The organism is Dictyobacter halimunensis, from assembly GCF_036245075.1.
On sequence record NZ_BSRI01000001.1, the window covers coordinates 2,544,490 to 2,562,227 of the forward strand.

General features: G+C 56.5%; 11 protein-coding genes. 4 read left to right on the plus strand and 7 right to left on the minus strand.

Annotated features, from left to right (window positions below):
- Nucleotides 1-3 precede the first annotated feature (3 nt).
- Nucleotides 4-837 (minus strand): class I SAM-dependent methyltransferase, encoded by an 834-nt coding sequence (locus tag AABA21_RS10305; protein WP_338249493.1) that lies wholly within the window; start codon nt 835-837, stop codon nt 4-6.
- Between the two features lie 613 nt (nt 838-1,450).
- Between AABA21_RS10305 and AABA21_RS10310 the strand changes: the two genes are divergently transcribed.
- Nucleotides 1,451-2,224: a gamma-glutamyl-gamma-aminobutyrate hydrolase family protein gene (locus tag AABA21_RS10310; protein ID WP_338249495.1), complete on the plus strand. Its 774-nt coding sequence runs from the start codon at nt 1,451-1,453 to the stop codon at nt 2,222-2,224.
- An 85-nt stretch (nt 2,225-2,309) separates the two neighbouring features.
- On the opposite strand, the gene AABA21_RS10315 is transcribed toward AABA21_RS10310, so the two are convergent.
- The gene (locus AABA21_RS10315) at nt 2,310-3,329 is read right to left on the minus strand and encodes a small ribosomal subunit Rsm22 family protein (protein WP_338249497.1); all 1,020 of its coding nucleotides are present in this window, start codon (nt 3,327-3,329) and stop codon (nt 2,310-2,312) included.
- Nucleotides 3,330-3,528: 199 nt separating this feature from the next.
- Complete coding sequence (locus tag AABA21_RS10320; RefSeq protein WP_338249498.1) at nt 3,529-5,160, minus strand: peptidoglycan D,D-transpeptidase FtsI family protein; 1,632 nt, start codon at nt 5,158-5,160, stop codon at nt 3,529-3,531.
- A 430-nt stretch (nt 5,161-5,590) separates the two neighbouring features.
- Between AABA21_RS10320 and AABA21_RS10325 the strand changes: the two genes are divergently transcribed.
- Nucleotides 5,591-8,299: a beta-propeller fold lactonase family protein gene (locus AABA21_RS10325; protein WP_338249500.1), complete on the plus strand. Its 2,709-nt coding sequence runs from the start codon at nt 5,591-5,593 to the stop codon at nt 8,297-8,299.
- A 169-nt stretch (nt 8,300-8,468) separates the two neighbouring features.
- On the plus strand, nt 8,469-8,753 hold the full coding sequence (locus tag AABA21_RS10330) for a hypothetical protein (protein WP_338249502.1): 285 nt from the start codon (nt 8,469-8,471) through the stop codon (nt 8,751-8,753).
- A gap of 297 nt (nt 8,754-9,050) precedes the next feature.
- Here AABA21_RS10330 and AABA21_RS10335 read toward each other — a convergent pair whose 3' ends face one another.
- From AABA21_RS10335 to AABA21_RS10350, 4 genes are all read right to left on the minus strand, one after another.
- Entirely contained in the window at nt 9,051-10,151 is a 1,101-nt protein-coding gene (locus tag AABA21_RS10335; protein ID WP_338249504.1) for a hypothetical protein, read from the minus strand.
- Nucleotides 10,152-10,217: 66 nt separating this feature from the next.
- Nucleotides 10,218-11,432 (minus strand): YncE family protein, encoded by a 1,215-nt coding sequence (locus tag AABA21_RS10340; protein ID WP_338249505.1) that lies wholly within the window; start codon nt 11,430-11,432, stop codon nt 10,218-10,220.
- 191 nt (nt 11,433-11,623) lie between these two features.
- A complete protein-coding gene (locus AABA21_RS10345) occupies nt 11,624-12,271 on the minus strand; it encodes a dienelactone hydrolase family protein (protein ID WP_338249508.1) in 648 nt (215 codons plus the stop codon).
- 150 nt (nt 12,272-12,421) lie between these two features.
- Nucleotides 12,422-14,821, minus strand: a complete 2,400-nt coding sequence (locus tag AABA21_RS10350; RefSeq protein WP_420917144.1) for a 1-deoxy-D-xylulose-5-phosphate synthase N-terminal domain-containing protein — start codon at nt 14,819-14,821, stop codon at nt 12,422-12,424.
- A gap of 442 nt (nt 14,822-15,263) precedes the next feature.
- On the opposite strand from AABA21_RS10350, the gene AABA21_RS10355 reads away from it, so the two are divergent.
- Entirely contained in the window at nt 15,264-17,699 is a 2,436-nt protein-coding gene (locus AABA21_RS10355; RefSeq protein WP_338249511.1) for an MBL fold metallo-hydrolase, read from the plus strand.
- Nucleotides 17,700-17,738: the final 39 nt, after the last annotated feature.

Here is a 17,738-nt window from a genome sequence, read left to right on the forward strand (position 1 = left end):
TTTCTATCTGTGGGCGAGCACACAGTAGATGCGCCACTTTTCATGATAGCCATCGGACTGTTTGAGGGCGGCCATCCGCTTAAATACTTCGGCCTTGAAGCGTTCCAACATCAGGGGCGGCATGTTTTCCAGGGGATAGCGTTCGCCGTGGGTCCAGCGTGCCTCCCACCATTCTTGCTCGCTGGCATAGACAAACTCGGCTTCTTCTACGCTGTGGTGTACGGAGGTAAAGCCGATCTGGCCCATCAACTGTGTGAAGCTGCCCAGGTCCGGCAATGGTTGTGCATTGGCCAGCAGAGGCGGTAGATCGATCTGCTCCTGCTGGTAGTAGGTACCGATCATCTCATTGTACCAGCGCCAGCGGGGATCTCCACCACCCGGAAGGGTTACCGCGAAGGTGCCGCCCGGCCGCAGAACGCGTAAGAATTCCGTGAGCGCCTGCTGCAGATGGGGAAAGAAGAAGATGGCGAAGTTGCAGAGCACATAGTCAAAGCTGGCATCCGCGAATGTGAGCTGTTCGGCATCCATCAATTGCATCGCTGCCTGCGTCAGTCCACGCAACCTGATGCTCTCTTGCACCTGCTGGACCATGGCGGGCGCGATATCTATGCCGATGACCTGCCCCGTTGGACCCACTTTTTCGGCGGCGGCGAACAGGTTGGCCCCTTTCCCGGCTGCGATATCTAGCACGCGCGCTCCCGGTGGGATGGCCGCACGTTCTATGACGCGCTGCCCGAATGTGGCAAAGACAGCTGGACCTATTTCATCATATGTCGTGGCCACACGGCTATAAAAATCGGCGACCCGCGCCTTGGGATTCGCATGGGACTCATTCATCGTACCCGATCCTCTCATTGTAATCACCTTATATCAATTGATTGGTGATGGAGTATGCATTCCCAGTGTGAGCTATTGCATAGATACTCTGTGTTATGCCGAAGATAATGAACACAGTGTCTATGTGTTCACCAATATGTGGTCATGCGACGTTGTATGTAATATACGGTAAATGAACGTTCCTGTTGCGCTTGAGGAAGCTTCGATCCCTGATCTGGTGCCTTTTAAATCATGCTATCCATTTTAACATTTGTTATTCGTATGTAGTGCTAATAGTTTTACATTGTTGATGAGAAACGTACCAAAAAAGTCCTGAACGCTTGACAGGCCGGCTCGGTCGACTGTAAAACTAATAGTAAACATAGTTTTCCTCAGTACGGCATTCTGAAAAAGTCACCGCAGACAAGAGTTTACCGTGCGTTTCTCCATAGTTTAGATGTAAACCCTTGTAGCGCTTTCTGATTAATGGTTTCGATATTTGAAGTGGTGGTAGTTGTAGGATTGGGTATCTCCAACGCATACATGGCCGCCGGTGTCGCGTGTCAATGCAATCCAATGCGGAATAATCATGAAAGTTACTATGTTATCAAAAGTATAGATAGGAGTGGTGAGAATGCGACCGTTAATTGGTATACCATGTCGGACCGGGGTTAGAGGTGCGAACGCTGAAAAACCTGTATATTATAGCAATCAATCTTATATCCATGCTGTGGAAAGTGCGGGGGGAGTGCCTGTTCTTATTCCTATAATGAATGACTATGACAATCTCCGTTCGTTGCTTTCTCGCCTTGATGGTTTATTGCTCTCGGGTGGCATTGATGTACACCCCAGTACCTATAAAGAAGAAGTTATCGCAGCTATTGAAGAGACGGATCCGGCATTAGACAAATTAGAATTACACCTGGCTCGTTGGGCCTATCAAGAAGATATCCCCACGCTTGGCATCTGCCGTGGCATGCAGTTGATGAATGTTTCGCGCGGCGGCACCCTTTATCAGGATCTGGATAGCCTGTACGAGAATGGTTTGCGGCATGCCAACTGGCATCTACCCCGCAACCAGACTATTCATAGCGTGAGCGTAGACCCGGATAGCAAGATGTATCAGATCCTGGGCTCTGATACCGTGCTGGTAAATAGCCTGCATCACCAGGCGGTCAAAAAACTGGGTGATGGCATTATCGCCAGCGGACTGGCCGAGGATGGGATCATCGAACTATTGGAGTTCCCCGAGCGCACATTTATGCTGGCGACACAGTGTCATCCAGAAGAACTGTACCGGGATAACGCGACCTGGTCACGTCTGTTCCGCTCGTTTGTGGAAGCCTCCATTGACAAGATGAGTCAGCAGGTAGGCGTGGTATCACATGTCTGGTCAGCCAGCGCATAAAAGCGCATAAAAAAGAACTGAAAAGAGAAACACAGGAGTCCAGCCGCGGCGGCTGGACTCCTGTGTTTCTCTTTTCAGTTCTTTTTTATTCAATCGTCGTATGAGGTTCCGGCGCGCTGGCGATAATGTTGCCCCAGTCTTGGTCGGCGGCGCGGCGGAAGGCTTCGCGTTCGCTTTTGGGAACGTGTAGCTCGACGATGCCCTGATCGCTGCAGACGGTGAGGCCGACGTCCCGCTTGGATTTGTGGGGTTGGTGAATCAGTCTTCCCCAGATGGGATGGTGTGCCTGGAAGCGGGCCAGCGCGGCATATGAGAACTTGCCCTCTTCCCAACTCGCGGTCCCACCCTTGGCCAGGCGCTGGAATGAGGGACGTTCCAGGCGCTGCGGGAAGTGGCACCAGTCATCAACCAGGGGGCAGTCCAGGCTATGAGCGCAAGGGGCCAGCATATGGGCCTCCTCCATGCCAAGCAGGTAGGCGCGCGTCGCTTTGATGATGGGGAAGGCCGCGGACGTGCCGGGTTCGACGATCAGCAGGACGCCCGAGCAGTGTTGCCAGGCCAGCTTAATAATCTCCTGGCGCAACGCCTCGGGTAGTTCATTAAGGACATGTCCGAGCACGATGAGATCATAGGTTTCTATCTGTCCCGGTAGCTTGCCTCCGATGGTCGCTCTGTGCCAGTTCGTTTGCTTGAGGGCTGCTTTATCGCTTCCCCGGACGAGCTGGCGTCCCAGCTCGATGAAGGAGGGCTCGCGCTCCCAGGCGGTCAGGCGTTGCAGTGATGGCCACTGTTCGCTGGCGGCCCAGAGGGCGGTTCCTGGTCCGCTTCCTATATCCAGCATGGTTGTAGGCTGCCAGTCGGGGATACGTGCGCTGACTGCTGCCATGGCGCCACTGAGCTGGGCGTAGGCGGCCGGCATGATGATCGCCGCGTAACCAAGCGCGGCATCAGCACCACGGGCCAGCGAGGATTCCTGCCCCGTGCGCTGTGTGCGATAGCGTTCGCTCAGAGCCTTCGCCGCGCTCTTCCACTTTGAGGCGGGCACGCTCTGCAACGCATGCTCGATCGCGCTCTCCAACTGCTCGGGTAAAGATAACATTGGCATATTTTCTGTTAAGATCCCTCTTGAGATACATCTTTTATCCCTGCTACTTTAGCAGATAAACCTGAAGCGGTGCAACAAGCTGGCACTTTTGCCGCCTGCGACAGCGAGGAGGAAATCAAGAGTTGGTATAACACAACAGGTGGGTGCATTTGCACCCACCTGTTGTGTTATACCAACTCTTGATAAAGCTGTGGCGTGCTTAGCGCGCCTGCCACAGGTTGGTGTTGGGGCAGTAGGGTTCTGACGTCAACGGAGCCGGCATATTGGTCTTGACATACCCTTTGGCGAAGATGTCGTTGTACATCTTCCAGATGGCGGGGCCGATTGTGTAGGCGCCCTCACCGCCGTTCTCACGCATGCCGACAATGGTGACCGCGGGCATCTGGTCGGTGCTGTGCAGTGTAAAGGGAGCCTGCGTAATCATCCAGCCATGCGCTGGTAGACCACCTCCGACCTCACCGGTACCGGTTTTGCCGACGATGTCTGATTGATACCCATAGTTCTGGCCCAGGTGCCAGCCACCACCACAGACGGCGACCGCTGCCATGGCCTGCCTGACCTGGTACGCGGTATCCTTACTCACCACCGTATTGAGCTGCTGAGGATCGATCGTCTGCAGCGGATTTTTATCCTTGTCGGTGATCTTTGATACCAGCATGGGGCGCATCAAGACGCCGTTGTTGGCGACGGTATTATCGATGAGCGACATCTGCAGTGGTGACATGTTCACCACGCCCTGTCCAAAGGCGTTTGAGGCCAGCTGCAGGGTCGATAGCGGCTTGCCATCTGCATTCAAGACGCTACTCTTCGCCGTCGGTAAGTCGAAAGGAATCTGCTGGTCGATGTAGAGCCGTTTGGCGTACTCTAGCCACTTATCCATGCCGGTTCTGACGCCGAGCTGGGCGAATACGAGGTTATCTGAGTTCGCGTAGGCATACTCGGTCGTGATCGGGAAGTGGAACGTAAACTCTCCATAGGCCAGATTATCACCTATGATCTGGCTTCCATCATAGTAGAGTGGACCCATGGCCCCTTTTTTATCCCATTGTTGATCCAGCGTGGTGGTGCCGCTGTCGAGCGCGGCTAGCAAGGTCATCGTCTTAAATGTCGATCCTGGCGAATAGAGTTCTTTCAACGGCCGCACATAGAGCGGATGGTCAGGGTCCTTGTTCATCTGATCATAGTAGCCATAATCGCCCTTGGACAACGTCTGCACCATCGTATTGGGATCGTAACCGGGAGCGCTGACCATGGCCAGAATATCACCGGTATGGGGATCTGAAATAACGACCGATCCCTTCTTGGTCGGCAAGGCCATGTCGTGTGCGTATGATTGCTGATAGAAGGGGTCCGTCTCAGGATTGTAGTCGTTAAATTCCTGTACAGCGATCTTTTGGATGCGCTCATCGATGGTGAGATAGATGTCGTTACCAACCGGAGATTTGTGCAGTGTCTTATTGACCTCATTATCCAGGGCGGTGCGACCCGAGTTGCCGGTGAGCACATCATTGTATTGCCCTTCAATGCCGGGCACAAACGCACCGGGAACATAATAGCCGATCAGCGCGGCCAGTGAGGGGTCGGTATAGTGACGGATAAACCCACCACATACATTGGCGTCGGGCACCGATTCTGCCAGCAAGACGCCGTTGCGATCAAAGATGCGACCACGCACCGGCGAATTTTCCGCCGAACAGCGCCGGGGATTGTGGATCGTTGCGTCGACGTTATCCGCCTTCACTACTTGCCAATATACCAATCCACCGCTCAAACCGATGAATAGAATTACAAAGATATAGGTTAATTTCCGTATGCTAGAGCTAATATTCATGAAAGGCACCCTTCTACGATACCTGCGGTATGTCCGATATATACGATCTTTGCCAGTGTATCATTCGTGTTCAACGTCGGCAAGAAACGGCCCGCTTTTCTGCCCGGTTTTCCTATTCCGATAGGACAAAAAGTGCTATTGCACCTGATAGAGATACGTTGCTGCTAAAAGCAGGTTGTTGTTTTGTGACATTTGTACCTTATATACACGACCAATAGAGGCGGAATTTTCTGATGGAAATTGTGATATGCGCTGGCAATGCGCTGGAAAGGATGGCAGGCGAATTTTTCGTTGGCCCGGCCGGTATAGATTTACCTGCCCGCCAGGCATAGCTTTCAATTATCCCTTTATCCTATGACCTTCTCATCGATTGTAATAAATGTATGCTTGCTTATGTATCGAGCACCTGCTTATAGCGAGAGGGGATGGTATGCGACTGATGCCACAAATGCGCGGAAAGAGCCGTGCCGTACGTTCATCCAGGCGACGGCTCAACCTGTTTCTGGTAACGATCCCGGTGTTGTTGATTATCGCTGTCTCTACATCTGTGGCTGGCGCTTGCATCGTCCCTTCGCGGGAATCGCTGTTTCTGGTGGCGCATCCGGGTCCCCAGGCGGGTGGGACGCGCCTGGTTGATACCTGGACCATTACACCGGCCGGCAGCCAGTTGACGCTGGGCGATCTGCCTTTGAACTCGATCCTTTCTCCCGATGGTCGCCACCTGTTGATCTCCAATGGAGGGGCGGGCATCCAATCCCTGCAGGTTGTTTCTACGGCCGATCATAAGCTTATGCAGACCATCTCCTATACCTCTCCGCACAGCGTCTTTGTGGGTCTGGCCTATAGTCCTGATGGCAGGGCCGCGTACGCGGCAGGTGGCGGCGAGAACATCATCCATACCTATTCGGTCTCGGCCGATGGACTCCTGCATGAAGGTGACGCGATCAGCCTGCTTGCCGATCCCTCTTCGCATCGCAATCTCTTCCCGACGGGCTTGAGCCTGAGTCCCGATGGGAAACGATTGTACGTGGCCAACAATCTATCTGACAATATGGACGTGGTGGATACAGACAGCAAGGCGGTGCTGGCCAGCCCACAGGTTGGGGCCTTTCCTTATACCACGCTTGTGAGCAAGGATGGCAAGGTGGTATACGTCAGCAACTGGGGGGAAGCCACTATTTCGGTCATTGACGCGGCGACCAATACGGAGACGGGCAGTATCGCGGTCGGTCAGCATCCTACCGCTATGGCCCTCAACCCGGACAACCACTATCTCTATGTCACCGATGCCAATAGTGATGCTGTCTCTATTGTTGATACGGGGGCCCGGCGCGAGGTGGGACGCATCTCGGTGGCACCGCGCCCCCACGCTCAGCTGAGTAGTAGCCCTCAGGGATTGGCGCTCAGCGCGAATGGAAAGGCGCTCTACGTGGTTGACGCGGGCAATAACGAGGTGGTTGTGATCAATCTGCAAGGCAGCAAGGGGCAGGTGATGGGGCGTATCCCGACGGCCTGGTATCCTACTTCGGTGAATGTGGATGCCGCCAATGCGACCCTGTATGTGACCAACGGCAAGGGGACCGGCGCTGGCCCCAATGATAAACGCCTGTATGCCGATCCCATACGTGCGCGTCCACCAATCGTCGATGCCGTCAGCGGCTTTAACAATCAATACTGCAATTGCGCGTTTGATGGTTTTACCGGCAGCATGATCAGGGGTACCCTGTCCATTATCGAGATTCCAGGCGCGCAGCGTTTGAAGCTGTATACCGATCAGGTGGCGCGCAACGATGGCAAGTCGGATGCGGTTCTCAACGAGCGTAGTCCTGGCAATCCCATTCCTCGGCCGGGTGGAACATCGCCGATCAAGCACGTGATCTACGTGATCAGGGAGAATCGTACCTATGACCAGGTGCTGGGAGATGAGAGGCAGGCCAATGGGGATGCCAGGCTGGTTCTGTTTCCGCGCAGGAATACGCCCAATGGGCACGCGCTGGCCGAGCGTTTTGGCCTGTTCGATAATTTCTATGCCGACGCCGAGGTGAGCGCGGATGGCCATAACTGGATCAACTCGGCCAATGCCAACGACTATATCGAGAAGATGTGGCCACAGAACTATTCGGCGGGTCCCGCTGGTCGTCATCGCCTGGCGGACTTCAGTGGGGAGAGCGAGGTTGGCCTGTCACCCGGCGGCTATATCTGGGATGCGGCGGCCGAGGCGCATATTACCTATCGTGACTATGGCGAGTTCTATCAACTGCATGGCTATGAGCCACCGCACCTGTTGCCGGCGGCTCAGGAGCCGAGCTGTCCCGGACCGGTCGCCCACACGTATGTGAGCAAGCAGTCTATCCCGCGCGGCCAGGTGCTTTGTTTTGCCCCGATGCAGGTTACGAACCATGTGCGCAGTCACCTGGCGAACCATTATGATCCCCGCTACCGCTCGTTCGACCTCGACTATATGGATGCCGATCGGGTCAGAGAATGGAAGCGTGAGTTTACGCAGTTTGTGGCCCACAATAATCTGCCACAACTGGAGATTGTCTGGCTGCCCAATGACCATACGCAAGGGACGAGAGCGGGCAAGTTGACGCCGCAGGCCATGGTGGCTGATAACGACTCCGCGCTGGGCCAGCTGGTTGATACGGTCAGCCACAGCAAATACTGGGCCAGTACCGCTATCTTTGTGACTGAGGATGATTCGCAGAACGGGCCCGATCATGTGGATGCGCATCGCACGGAGTCACTGGTGATCAGCCCCTATACCTCCTGGCGGCAGGTGCATGTGGATCATACCCTGTATGACACGGCCGCGATGCTGCGTACTATCGAGCTCATCCTTGGATTGCGCGCGCTGAGCCAGTATGACGCCAACGCAGTGCCGATGTGGCGCGCCTTTACCAGCTATGCCAATCTTACCCCGTACACGCTGCACGCGGAAAACCTCTCGACTACCGCCCGCAATGGCCCTAATGCCTACGGGTCCGCCACCTCGGCGGGCATGGACTTCTCGACCGAGGACCGCATCCCGATGGATCGGCTCAATCAGGTCCTCTGGTACGAGATCAAGGGTACCCACGTCCCTTATCCAGGCATCAAACAGGCTTCGGCTACCGGACATGATGACGATGACGGATAGGAGGTAAGTGCACCCAATTTTGTGAAATTATACCATTAGACTGCCGGGTTAAAATCGGGTAATATAAGTATTATGTAGCAGAGGGCTCACTATTATGTATGCGATCGAGCCGCCTGTAGCGTGTGGCATGGAATGTATTAATAGTATAATTCTCTAAGGAAAGGGTATAATGAAATTTCGACGCGATAATAAAGCTGAACGCGCCACGGCGCCAGCGGTTGGGACCACAACACTATCTATGAAAGAGTTGCTGGCTATTATGATCCCGCTTGCCACAATGGTCAATTCTATTACCTGGGCGATTGCTGTCTGCCTGATCGTACGTGAAAAAGAACGCGCCCGTGTCGAGATCGCTCGCCTCGATTCGGAGGGAAGCGGCGGCTCCCTGCTCGAATCTGCCACCATCGACCATTTCCCCGCCGAACAGATCTTACGCGAACGTTACCGCCAGTAGCTGCGCCCCTTGCGGGCGATACCTTCAATTTAAGATCGTGCAAAACGAGAAAAGACCCCGGTACGTGCGGGGCTTGCCCCCGCTTGCTTGCTTCCTAAGGGGAAAGGCTCTTTCAAAGCGATCAAGGAAGGTTGAAGGCGATGCATAGCATCATTTCCGTTGTTTTTTCGAGCGACGAGGCAGGAAAGCGGGGGCAAGCCCCGCACGTACTGCTTCTCTTTCTCTCCATGCATTTTCTTGAGTTGAAGGTATTGGCCGCGAGGGCCGAACCTACGGGGATCGTTTCCATGCGCGAGGTCACAGGACGGTGGCAGTGAGGGAGTAGATCGTTGGCAGGCCGCTGCCGATCAGGCGCCATCTGTCGCCATTGTCGGCGGAGGCGAAGATATTGCCGTTTCTGGTGCCGACGTAGATGCCGCAGGGATCATGGCCGTCTGTGCACATGCCGTGGCGCAGGACCTTCTGACGCGCCTGCTCGCCCGCTGGCAGACCACGGGTGCAGCCTTCCCAGTGTTCGCCGCCGTTGTGGCTGCGATAGACGGTCAGTTGATCTCCAATGGGAAAGCGGTCGTTCTTATCCACGACCATTGTGAACAGTGTGTCCGGTCGATTGGGGTCCATGGTGAGCGCGAAGCCGAAGGTTGAGGGCAGACCATGGCTGATGCCGGTCCAGCTATCTCCGGCGTTGGTACTGCGAAAGAGGCCGCAGCGGCTCTGCTGGTACAGCGTGTCTGGCCGATAGGTATGCTGGAGCAGGCGATGGGTGCTGGTGCAGATGGTATCCCAGCCCTCAACCTGCTGTGGTTGCTGCAATTGATTGATGACCTGCCAGTTGATCCCATTATCATCTGTGCGTACGCTCCCGGCGCCGGAGATGCCCAGCCACATGCGCGCGGGCCGTTGGGGATCCGCCACGATGCTATGGACGCAGGTTCCGACGTCACCGTTTTCCCATTGTTCGCGCCGGGCTTTCTCTTCCAGGGAGGCGTTGCGCTGCCATGTGATGCCGCTATCGTGGCTGAGCCAGAGGCCAACGGGACCCGTTCCGGCATAGAGGGTGCGTGGATCGTCGGGGCGTCCCGGTTCGATATACCAGATTTCAGCCTGCTGGTTGGGACCCGGCTCGTCAAACGTGATGCTCTGTTTCGGCTCTCGCCAGTTGACGCCAAAATCATCGCTATAGCGTAGGAAGGCGGCCCCATGGCGGTTATCGGCCGCGAACAGGCGGTAGTGATTATGGGGATCAAACATGGCGTAGAAGATGTTTGCCCCCTCTTGCCGCAGGCTGGTAGCCTGCAGATCCCAGCGCACACGATCGCCCGACGTCAGCAAGAATAATCCCTGCTCTGTTCCCGCCAGCAGTAAAACGGTACCAGGTGGATAGGGTATGGTCGCCATGAGTTGCTGCCTCCTATGCATCTATGCTCGTCGCGTCCGCTGCGCGTCAGTCATGGGCCGCTATTGTCACTGTGCCGGCTTTTCCCATGCCTGTTTGCGGCCGCGTCCAAAACGTCTATAAAGGAAATACACGGTTGGAGCGATGAGCATAACCGCGAGTAACGCGTCCGCCCCTATGGTTATGAGTATACCAGAAAGCGTGGCTTCTTGTGGATTAAGCGGAGCCAGCGGTGGATACAGGCCGGTAATGATGAAGCGCGGCGCTCCCCCTACATGCAGATTGATGACCGTCTGCTTGCCCGGTAGATCGAGCATGGCGACCTGGCCGCCAGCCAGCGCCACAAAGCCGAGCTGCCCATCATTGGTAATGGCGACCGACTGCGGGGCCGAGGCAAAGCTCCAGGTGCGCTCGGGCTCATGGGGATGTTTATATCCGACGACGACCGGGGAGAGCACGTCCAGTTGATCATGTAGGGCATCGGGCACATATACCTCGCCTGTTGACTCGTCAAAATCCATCGGACCATAGGAGCCGCCGGTGATGACGTTTGTGTTCTGGTAACTGTTGGTATCGATGGCTATAATGTTTCCCTGCCTGGTGGTGATATAGGCTGTCCTTCCAGGAGGAATCGCCAGAGCGCGCGGCTCATCCTGCAGGGAGATGTAGCGCAGGCTCTTTCCGTTCTGCGCGTTAAAGATTGCGATGCCGTGGGTGGTGGTGGCCCAGAGCTGCGTGTCCTGTCCATCGGCCAGGTTGATCTGCGCTAGGGCCAGCGCCACTCCGGCAATGGGAGCAGGCGCCTGAAACACGCGCCTGCTCTTGCAGTTGCCGGTGTCCAGATCGGTCACGCGGTCGCTGCCGCTACCCCCAACGTAGAGGCTGCTGCTATTGACATCCAGGGCCAAAAATTGCGGCTGACCCGGCAGCGCCGCCGTACAGATGGTATTGCCGGTGCCGGCGGCCAGGATCATGACCTGTCCCAGCTGTGGCTGGGTAACGTACAGGTAGCGCCCATCTGGACTCAGCAGAACCGTGTGCGGATCGCTTTTGACGGCAATGGTACGCGAGACGGCTTTCTGGGCCACATCGATCACGCTGATGCCAGCGGCCGAGCCCGCGACATAGGCCAGATTAGGAGCACCGCCATCGGCCCGCGCCGGAGACGGTGCCGCCACTAGAAGAAAGCAGAGTAGCAACCCATAAATACACGCCAGCGGCGGGAATGTTTTCTGTGGATAAATGCAATTGTTAGAGGGCGTTCTTGTTTGCTGTTGTCTCATAACTGTATCTCTTCACTAAACTATCCAAAAACGAGCATAAAATACTCTTTTTTTTTCAGTATAGAAAGAGAGACAAAGCGCGCTTTCGCCCACCCACCGTAGGTTCGTGCCTTGCGCCCGATTTTATCTTCCGTGCCCGAAAATACGTTATCCCTTTTATTGTTGCATGGTAAAAAGGGAAATTGGGGCGTTTAATCGAGCCGTTGATGCAAGAACTCGATGGTGCGTTCCCAGGCAAGGCGAGCCGCCTCGGCGTTATACTCAGGCCGATTCTCCTCGAAGAACCAATGCCGGGTCCCCGGATACGTAAAGAAGGTGACCTGTTTCCCGGCGGAACGCAGGGCCTCCTCAAATTCACGAACCTGATCGACGGGTTCAAAATCGTCATCTTCGGCAAAATGACCCTGTATATTGCCTTCGGATCTGACCGCCTCGGGTGAGTTCGTGCCATAGAAGGTGACGATGGCCCCCACCTGATCCCGCAATTCCAGCGCTACGTTTCCCCCTAATGAGAAACCGATCGCACCCAGGGCTCTGCCAGGTCTCCCTGATTGTTTAAGTAGATAGTCGATGGACGCGCTAACATCCTGAGCAGTCTCGCTCTCTACCATTGCTGAGGCCAGTTTGTGGGCCTCCTCGATAGAAGTGGTAGTCTTCCCATGATAGAGGTCGGGAGCCAGCGCGACGAATCCCTCACGTGCAAGGCGGTCGCAGACCTGTTTGAAGACATTGGTGAGTCCCCACCATGCATGCAGGACCAGTACCCCTGGTCCGCTTCCCCGTTCGGGAACGGCAAGATAAGCGTTAGTTGTTCTTCCATTAACCTGAATTTCTTCCATATTATCCTCCTTGAACATCTCAAAAAATACTATATGTACGTGCGGTAATACGCATAACGAACCATTCTCCTGGAGAGAATTAAATGCGGTAATAGACATACCGGCTAGGAACGCCAGAGCATTCTCAGCCGGTATGTCTATTACCGATGTTTATCTTTCCTGGGCCAGGTCGAGGGCGGTATAGCCGGCGGCCACGATGTCGTCGGTGCTGATGCCGACCGCCTGATAGAGCTCCGACATGCTGCCGGATTGTCCAAACTCGTCGACGCCCAGCGAGATGCAGGGGACACCGTGGATGCCGCTGAGGAAGGCCAGGCTGTGGGCCGAGGCGTCCTGCACGGTGACGATGGGTGCCAGCCGTTCGGAGCGCGGGAAGAGCGTCCTCAGATGCGCCGCGCTGGCCGGCTCGGTCTGACCCTGGCTCTGGCTGCGCCGGAAACCGTTATACGTGCTGAAGATCTTCCTGGGACTGGTCAGGTGGATGACGTTGGCGGCGATCCCCTCGCGGGCCAGGATGCGCGCGGCCGCCAGTGCCTCGGGGACCATGACGCCCGTGGTGACGATCTGGATGACTTCGTCTTCGTTGGCCTCGGGCGCCAGGTCGCGTCCCTCCAGTAGCCGATAGCCGCCGGCCAGTACGTGCTGGCGCAGACGCTCCTCGCCCAGGCGCTGCAGGGCCTCCTCCAGCAGTTGCTGGTCGATCTTCTTCGTCGAGAGACGCAGATATGTTGAGCGGCCTTCGTCCCGGTCGCAGCACTCGCGTAGCGCCTCCAGCAGGATCCACTCTACTTCGTGGGCGAACACGGGTTCATAGTAGTTGAGCTCGGGCAGCTCAACTCCCAACGAAGCTGTGACCGTGGATTGGTGGGCGCCCCCTTCCGGACTCAAACTGACGCCCGAGGGGGTACCGGCGAAGATCATCTTGCTATGGTTGTAGAGGCCATAGATCAGAGCGTCCAGGCCACGGCAGATAAATGGATCGTACACGGTCCCGATCGGGAAGAGGAGCTGGCCGGAGTGCTCATAGCTCAGGCCGAGCTGGCCGAGCAGCATGAATAGGTTCATCTCTGAGATGCCCAGCTCGATGTGCTGTCCCTGTGGATTGGGCTGCCAGCGCAGGGTACGCTGGATGCCGTCCTGATAGTCGGGATGCATTGTTGGCGAGAAGACGCCGGTCTTGTTGACCCAGCCGATTAAATGGGTGGATATAGCCACGTCCGGCGCGGCCGTCACGATGCGTTCACCGATGCCTTCGAGCGTGGCCAGCCGAGTCAGGATGCGTCCCAGCGCCTCCTGGGTCGACAGCTTGCCGGGGAAGGACATATCCAGGCTACCAGGGATCTTTTCTGCTGGTATCAGTGGCGCCGGCTGTAGCTGGCCTCGGCTGAGTCGCTCGGCGCTCTGACGACACCATGCGGCTTCCGCGCTCCCGCTTGCGAACGCCTCCCACTCGGCCCCTTCAGGAATATTCATCGCGCGCTGGAGCTCGCGTACCTGCTCGCCACTGAGATGCATCGAGTGGTTCATGGCATCTCCGGCAAATGGCAGTCCCCAGCCTTTAATCGTGTAGGCAAAGACAATGGTGGGTGCATCGTGACGCTGATCCGCCTGCGCGAAAACATCTAGCAGGGTATTCAGGTCATGGCCGCCCAGGTTGGCCAGCAGTTCTTTGAGGTTTTCATCGGGCACATCTTGCAGGACCTTGCAGATATCCGCGTCCGCCGGCTGGTCGAGTCCTCCGGGATGAGTCAGGCGCGCCCGCATGTCCGCGCCCTGGCGCCGCAGCAGGCTCTGGTATTCTTCGTTGCTCATTTCGTCGATGCGCTGGCGCAGCGCGGCACCCCCTGGTTGCGCGAAGACCTTTTCCAGCAGGCGCCCATACTTTGCTTCCAGCGTATGCCAGCCGGCGGCGGCGAAGAGATTCTTGAGTTGCCGCGCACGGATGCCCGGAACGACGCGGTCCAGGCTCTGCCGGTTGAGGTCGACGATAATCAGGACGTTGCCGGCCCCATGCAGCGTCTCATCGATGGCGGCCTCCCAGATGTTGCCCTCGTCCAGCTCGGCGTCCCCGATGACCGCCACAAAGCGTTGCGCGGTCACCTCTCCAAAGTGCTGCTGCGCGTAGCGCTGTGCCACGGCCGCGAAGGCCGGCGCGACCGCCCCCAGGCCCACAGAACCAGTACTAAAATCGACCGGATCTGGATCTTTGGTGCGGCTGGGATAGGCCTGCAGTCCTTTGAATTCACGCAGGGTCTGTAAATAGTGCTGGTCCAGGTTGCCCAGTAGATATTGGATGGCATGGTACGCCGGCGAGGCATGCGGCTTGATGCTGACACGGTCGCCTGCGTGCAAATAATGAAAGTAGAGTGCCGTCAATATGCTCACCATCGAGGCCGATGAAGCCTGGTGTCCCCCCACCTTCAGATCATCTGCATTGGGACGCGTATTGGCGTGATGCACGATCAGCGTCGAGAGCCAGAGCACACGGCGCTGGATAGAATCAAGTACCTGGTATTCATCAGCCTCTAAGGGTGCCGGTCGTAGCTCCATTGCCGACGGCGTCGCGGCTGACCTGACCTGTTTCTGTTGCTTGCTGCTATTCTTTGCAGTCGTAGAGATCTTCCTCTGCATGCAGAAACTCCTTCTATATTATTGAAAAGTGAAATTATCAAAGAACGGCTTATTTGTCAAAGACATTGTACCATCAATTTCAGCTAAATATGTAAGTTATTAAGGAGTTGGTGCCATACGGCAGGGGGTGCATTCGCACCCCCTGCCGTATGGCACCAACTCCTTAATAACTGGGTGGACTTCAGGCCCATTCATACATCAATGTATATAATTACCCATGCATTTCGTGTTATACTTTAAAGGCGTAAATAACGCAGCATCTTGTCAAACTAATAAAGCTCTTTGTGCTGTTCAAGTGGTATGCTTTGTACGACGTACAACCTGGTGGTTTGAGGCAGAGACATGGGAAAGGGAGTTTGCGGTGGAATTCACATTTCTTGGTGGCGCGTCAGAGGTTGGAGGATCATGTACCCTGTTTCGTGTGGCGGGTCGTTGTGTGTTGATTGATGGAGGAATGCGACCGGCAGCTCGTGATGGCCAGTCGCGCATACCAGATCTGGCTTTGTTAGATGATAACCCCCCGGAAGCGTTGTTGATTACACATGCTCATATCGATCATACGGGCTCGCTCCCGTTGATTGCATCACTTTATCCACATATTCCCATTTATGCAACTGAGAGTACACGTGTCTTGACGGAGATCCTGCTGCGCGACTCTGTGCGCATCATGGAGCAGGAAGGTCTGAAGCCCGATGGGGAGACGCCCCTCTATAACGCGGAGCAGGTGGATGCCCTGCTGGGCCGAATTCAGCCTATTGGCTTTCACCAGGCTTTTGCCCCTATTCCCATGGCCCCCGAGATTCGCGTGAGCTACCTGCCCGCGGGCCATATCCTGGGGGCGGCCATGCTCTACTTTGTGACGCCCGAAGGGACGCTGTTGCATACCGGCGATATATCGGTGACCGATCAACGGACGATCCGGGGACTCGATATCTCATCGTTGCCTGGCGCGGATGTGATGATCTGCGAGGGAACCTATGGCAACCGGGCGCACAGTAGCCGCCGTGAGGAGGAGCGTAAGTTCGCCGAGGCGGTCCAGGCGACGGTCGCACGCAATGGGCGCGTGCTGTGTCCCGCTTTCGCCGTTGGTCGCGCGCAGGAGATCGTGCTGATCCTGAAGTCGTACCGTGCCAGCGGCCACATTTCTCCGGTCCCTATCTACCTGGATGGCATGGTGCGTTCGGTCTGCGCGGCTTACCAGGGACAGTCCCACGATCTGCACCCCCATCTGCAGCGCTATCTCAAGAATGCGCGCCGGCCATTGTTTGTCGATCCAGACCTGCATATCTTTGCCGTGCGCAGCCATGAGCGGGCCGCGCTGATCGCGCGCAAGGAACCGGCCATCATCATCAGTAGCTCGGGTATGCTGTCGGGTGGCGCTTCTCCACTGTATGGGGCCACCATCGCGACCCGTGAGCAGGATGCGTTATTGCTTACTGGCTATCAGGATGAGGAGAGTCCGGGGGCGGCTCTGCTGCGGGCCAGGCCCGGTATGCCGCTGCAGATCGGCTCGCAGCGGGTGCTGTTGTCCTGCAAGGTCGAGAAGTATAATCTATCGGGCCACGCCGATGCCGAGCAGATTAGCCAGGTGGTCACAAAGGTGGGTCCGCGCTGCTTGATCCTGGTGCATGGCGCGCCCGAGGCTTTGGAGGCGCTAAAGCAGCGCTTTAGTGAGATGCGCGTTGAGATTCCGGTTGTGGGCAGCAAGCTTACGCTCCACACGGTGCGCCATGGGATGTTGTCCCGTGCTTCCAGTTCCATGGCCATTTTGCCCCAGGCCCCTCTGACGGCGCCGGATCTGGCCTTTTTAGACAGCAGCGAGTCGATGGCGCTTCCCTCGATTGAGAGCCTCTGGCTGCTGGCCAGGAAACTCGGTCCATTACGTCCCTGGACGGTGGTTGAGCTGGGACAGGCTTACTATGGTAGTGCCTATCGACCGGCTCTACGTCCTTTGATTGAGCAGATCTTCAAAAGCGATACATCTGCCTATTTCAAGCGCAGTCGCATCGGGGCCCAATCGATCTATCAGCCCTGCGAGACCGTGCTGGGACTTTCATTTTCTACGACGCTGCCCGGTGAATTGCCGGTGGGTCGAGGCGGCGGCCCTACCTCTCTGACGCTGCCTCGTGTCCCGGCCACCGAACTCTCCCGGCGCATACCGGGTGCAGGCGCGGTAGTAATTGTGCAGGGGCAGAAGAATTCCGCTCCTTACCTGGCATTGACGCTATCGCCGGAGCGCAACGGGGGGATCCGCATGATCGCCGATGGCTGGAAGGCCGCCACCCGTCCACTGTCGATGATTCAGCTTCTTCCGGATGTGCAGCGCCAGGAGTGGCTGCACCTGCCCGAGGAAACCATCAAGGCTCATCTCAAGCAATGGCGCCAGAAGCTGGACCGGGCCTGGGTGGATCTCTTTGCCTGGTGGCGCAACTGTCAACGATCCTCTTTTTCTTTTACCTCGCTGTGCCGCGACCTGGAGTTGCGGCAGGCCGACGAGCGGCTAGCCTGGAGCCTTGAGCTCTTGACCCATGGCCTGCTCCTGTTTCGCCATCATGGTGAAATGTGGCATCCCCTTGATGAGATGCGTATCTATGCCAATGAAGGCTTCGCCCACCATCTGCATCTGCTGGAAGCGGGCGCGGGGAGCGCGATTGAGGCGAATGGCCGCGCTGGCCGCCTGACCGGACGCAGTAGCTGGCGCCTCTTTGAGGTCTGCTGGGATGAACTGTTAGAAACAGAGGATGAGGTGGACCGTCTCGCGCAGGTGCGTGCCGCGACTATACGCCTGCTCTCCTGATAAACGATGATGGCGGAGCACGTCTCTGCTCCGCCATCA

Bases quoted from the DNA above. Each gene is read 5' to 3' on its own strand.
- AABA21_RS10305 (WP_338249493.1), bottom strand. From the start codon at position 837: ATGAATGAGTCCCATGCGAATCCCAAGGCGCGGGTCGCCGATTTTTAT.
- AABA21_RS10310 (WP_338249495.1), top strand. From the start codon at position 1,451: ATGCGACCGTTAATTGGTATACCATGTCGGACCGGGGTTAGAGGTGCG.
- AABA21_RS10315 (WP_338249497.1), bottom strand. From the start codon at position 3,329: ATGCCAATGTTATCTTTACCCGAGCAGTTGGAGAGCGCGATCGAGCAT.
- AABA21_RS10320 (WP_338249498.1), bottom strand. From the start codon at position 5,160: ATGAATATTAGCTCTAGCATACGGAAATTAACCTATATCTTTGTAATT.
- AABA21_RS10325 (WP_338249500.1), top strand. From the start codon at position 5,591: ATGCGACTGATGCCACAAATGCGCGGAAAGAGCCGTGCCGTACGTTCA.
- AABA21_RS10330 (WP_338249502.1), top strand. From the start codon at position 8,469: ATGAAATTTCGACGCGATAATAAAGCTGAACGCGCCACGGCGCCAGCG.
- AABA21_RS10335 (WP_338249504.1), bottom strand. From the start codon at position 10,151: ATGGCGACCATACCCTATCCACCTGGTACCGTTTTACTGCTGGCGGGA.
- AABA21_RS10340 (WP_338249505.1), bottom strand. From the start codon at position 11,432: ATGAGACAACAGCAAACAAGAACGCCCTCTAACAATTGCATTTATCCA.
- AABA21_RS10345 (WP_338249508.1), bottom strand. From the start codon at position 12,271: ATGGAAGAAATTCAGGTTAATGGAAGAACAACTAACGCTTATCTTGCC.
- AABA21_RS10350 (WP_420917144.1), bottom strand. From the start codon at position 14,821: ATGGAGCTACGACCGGCACCCTTAGAGGCTGATGAATACCAGGTACTT.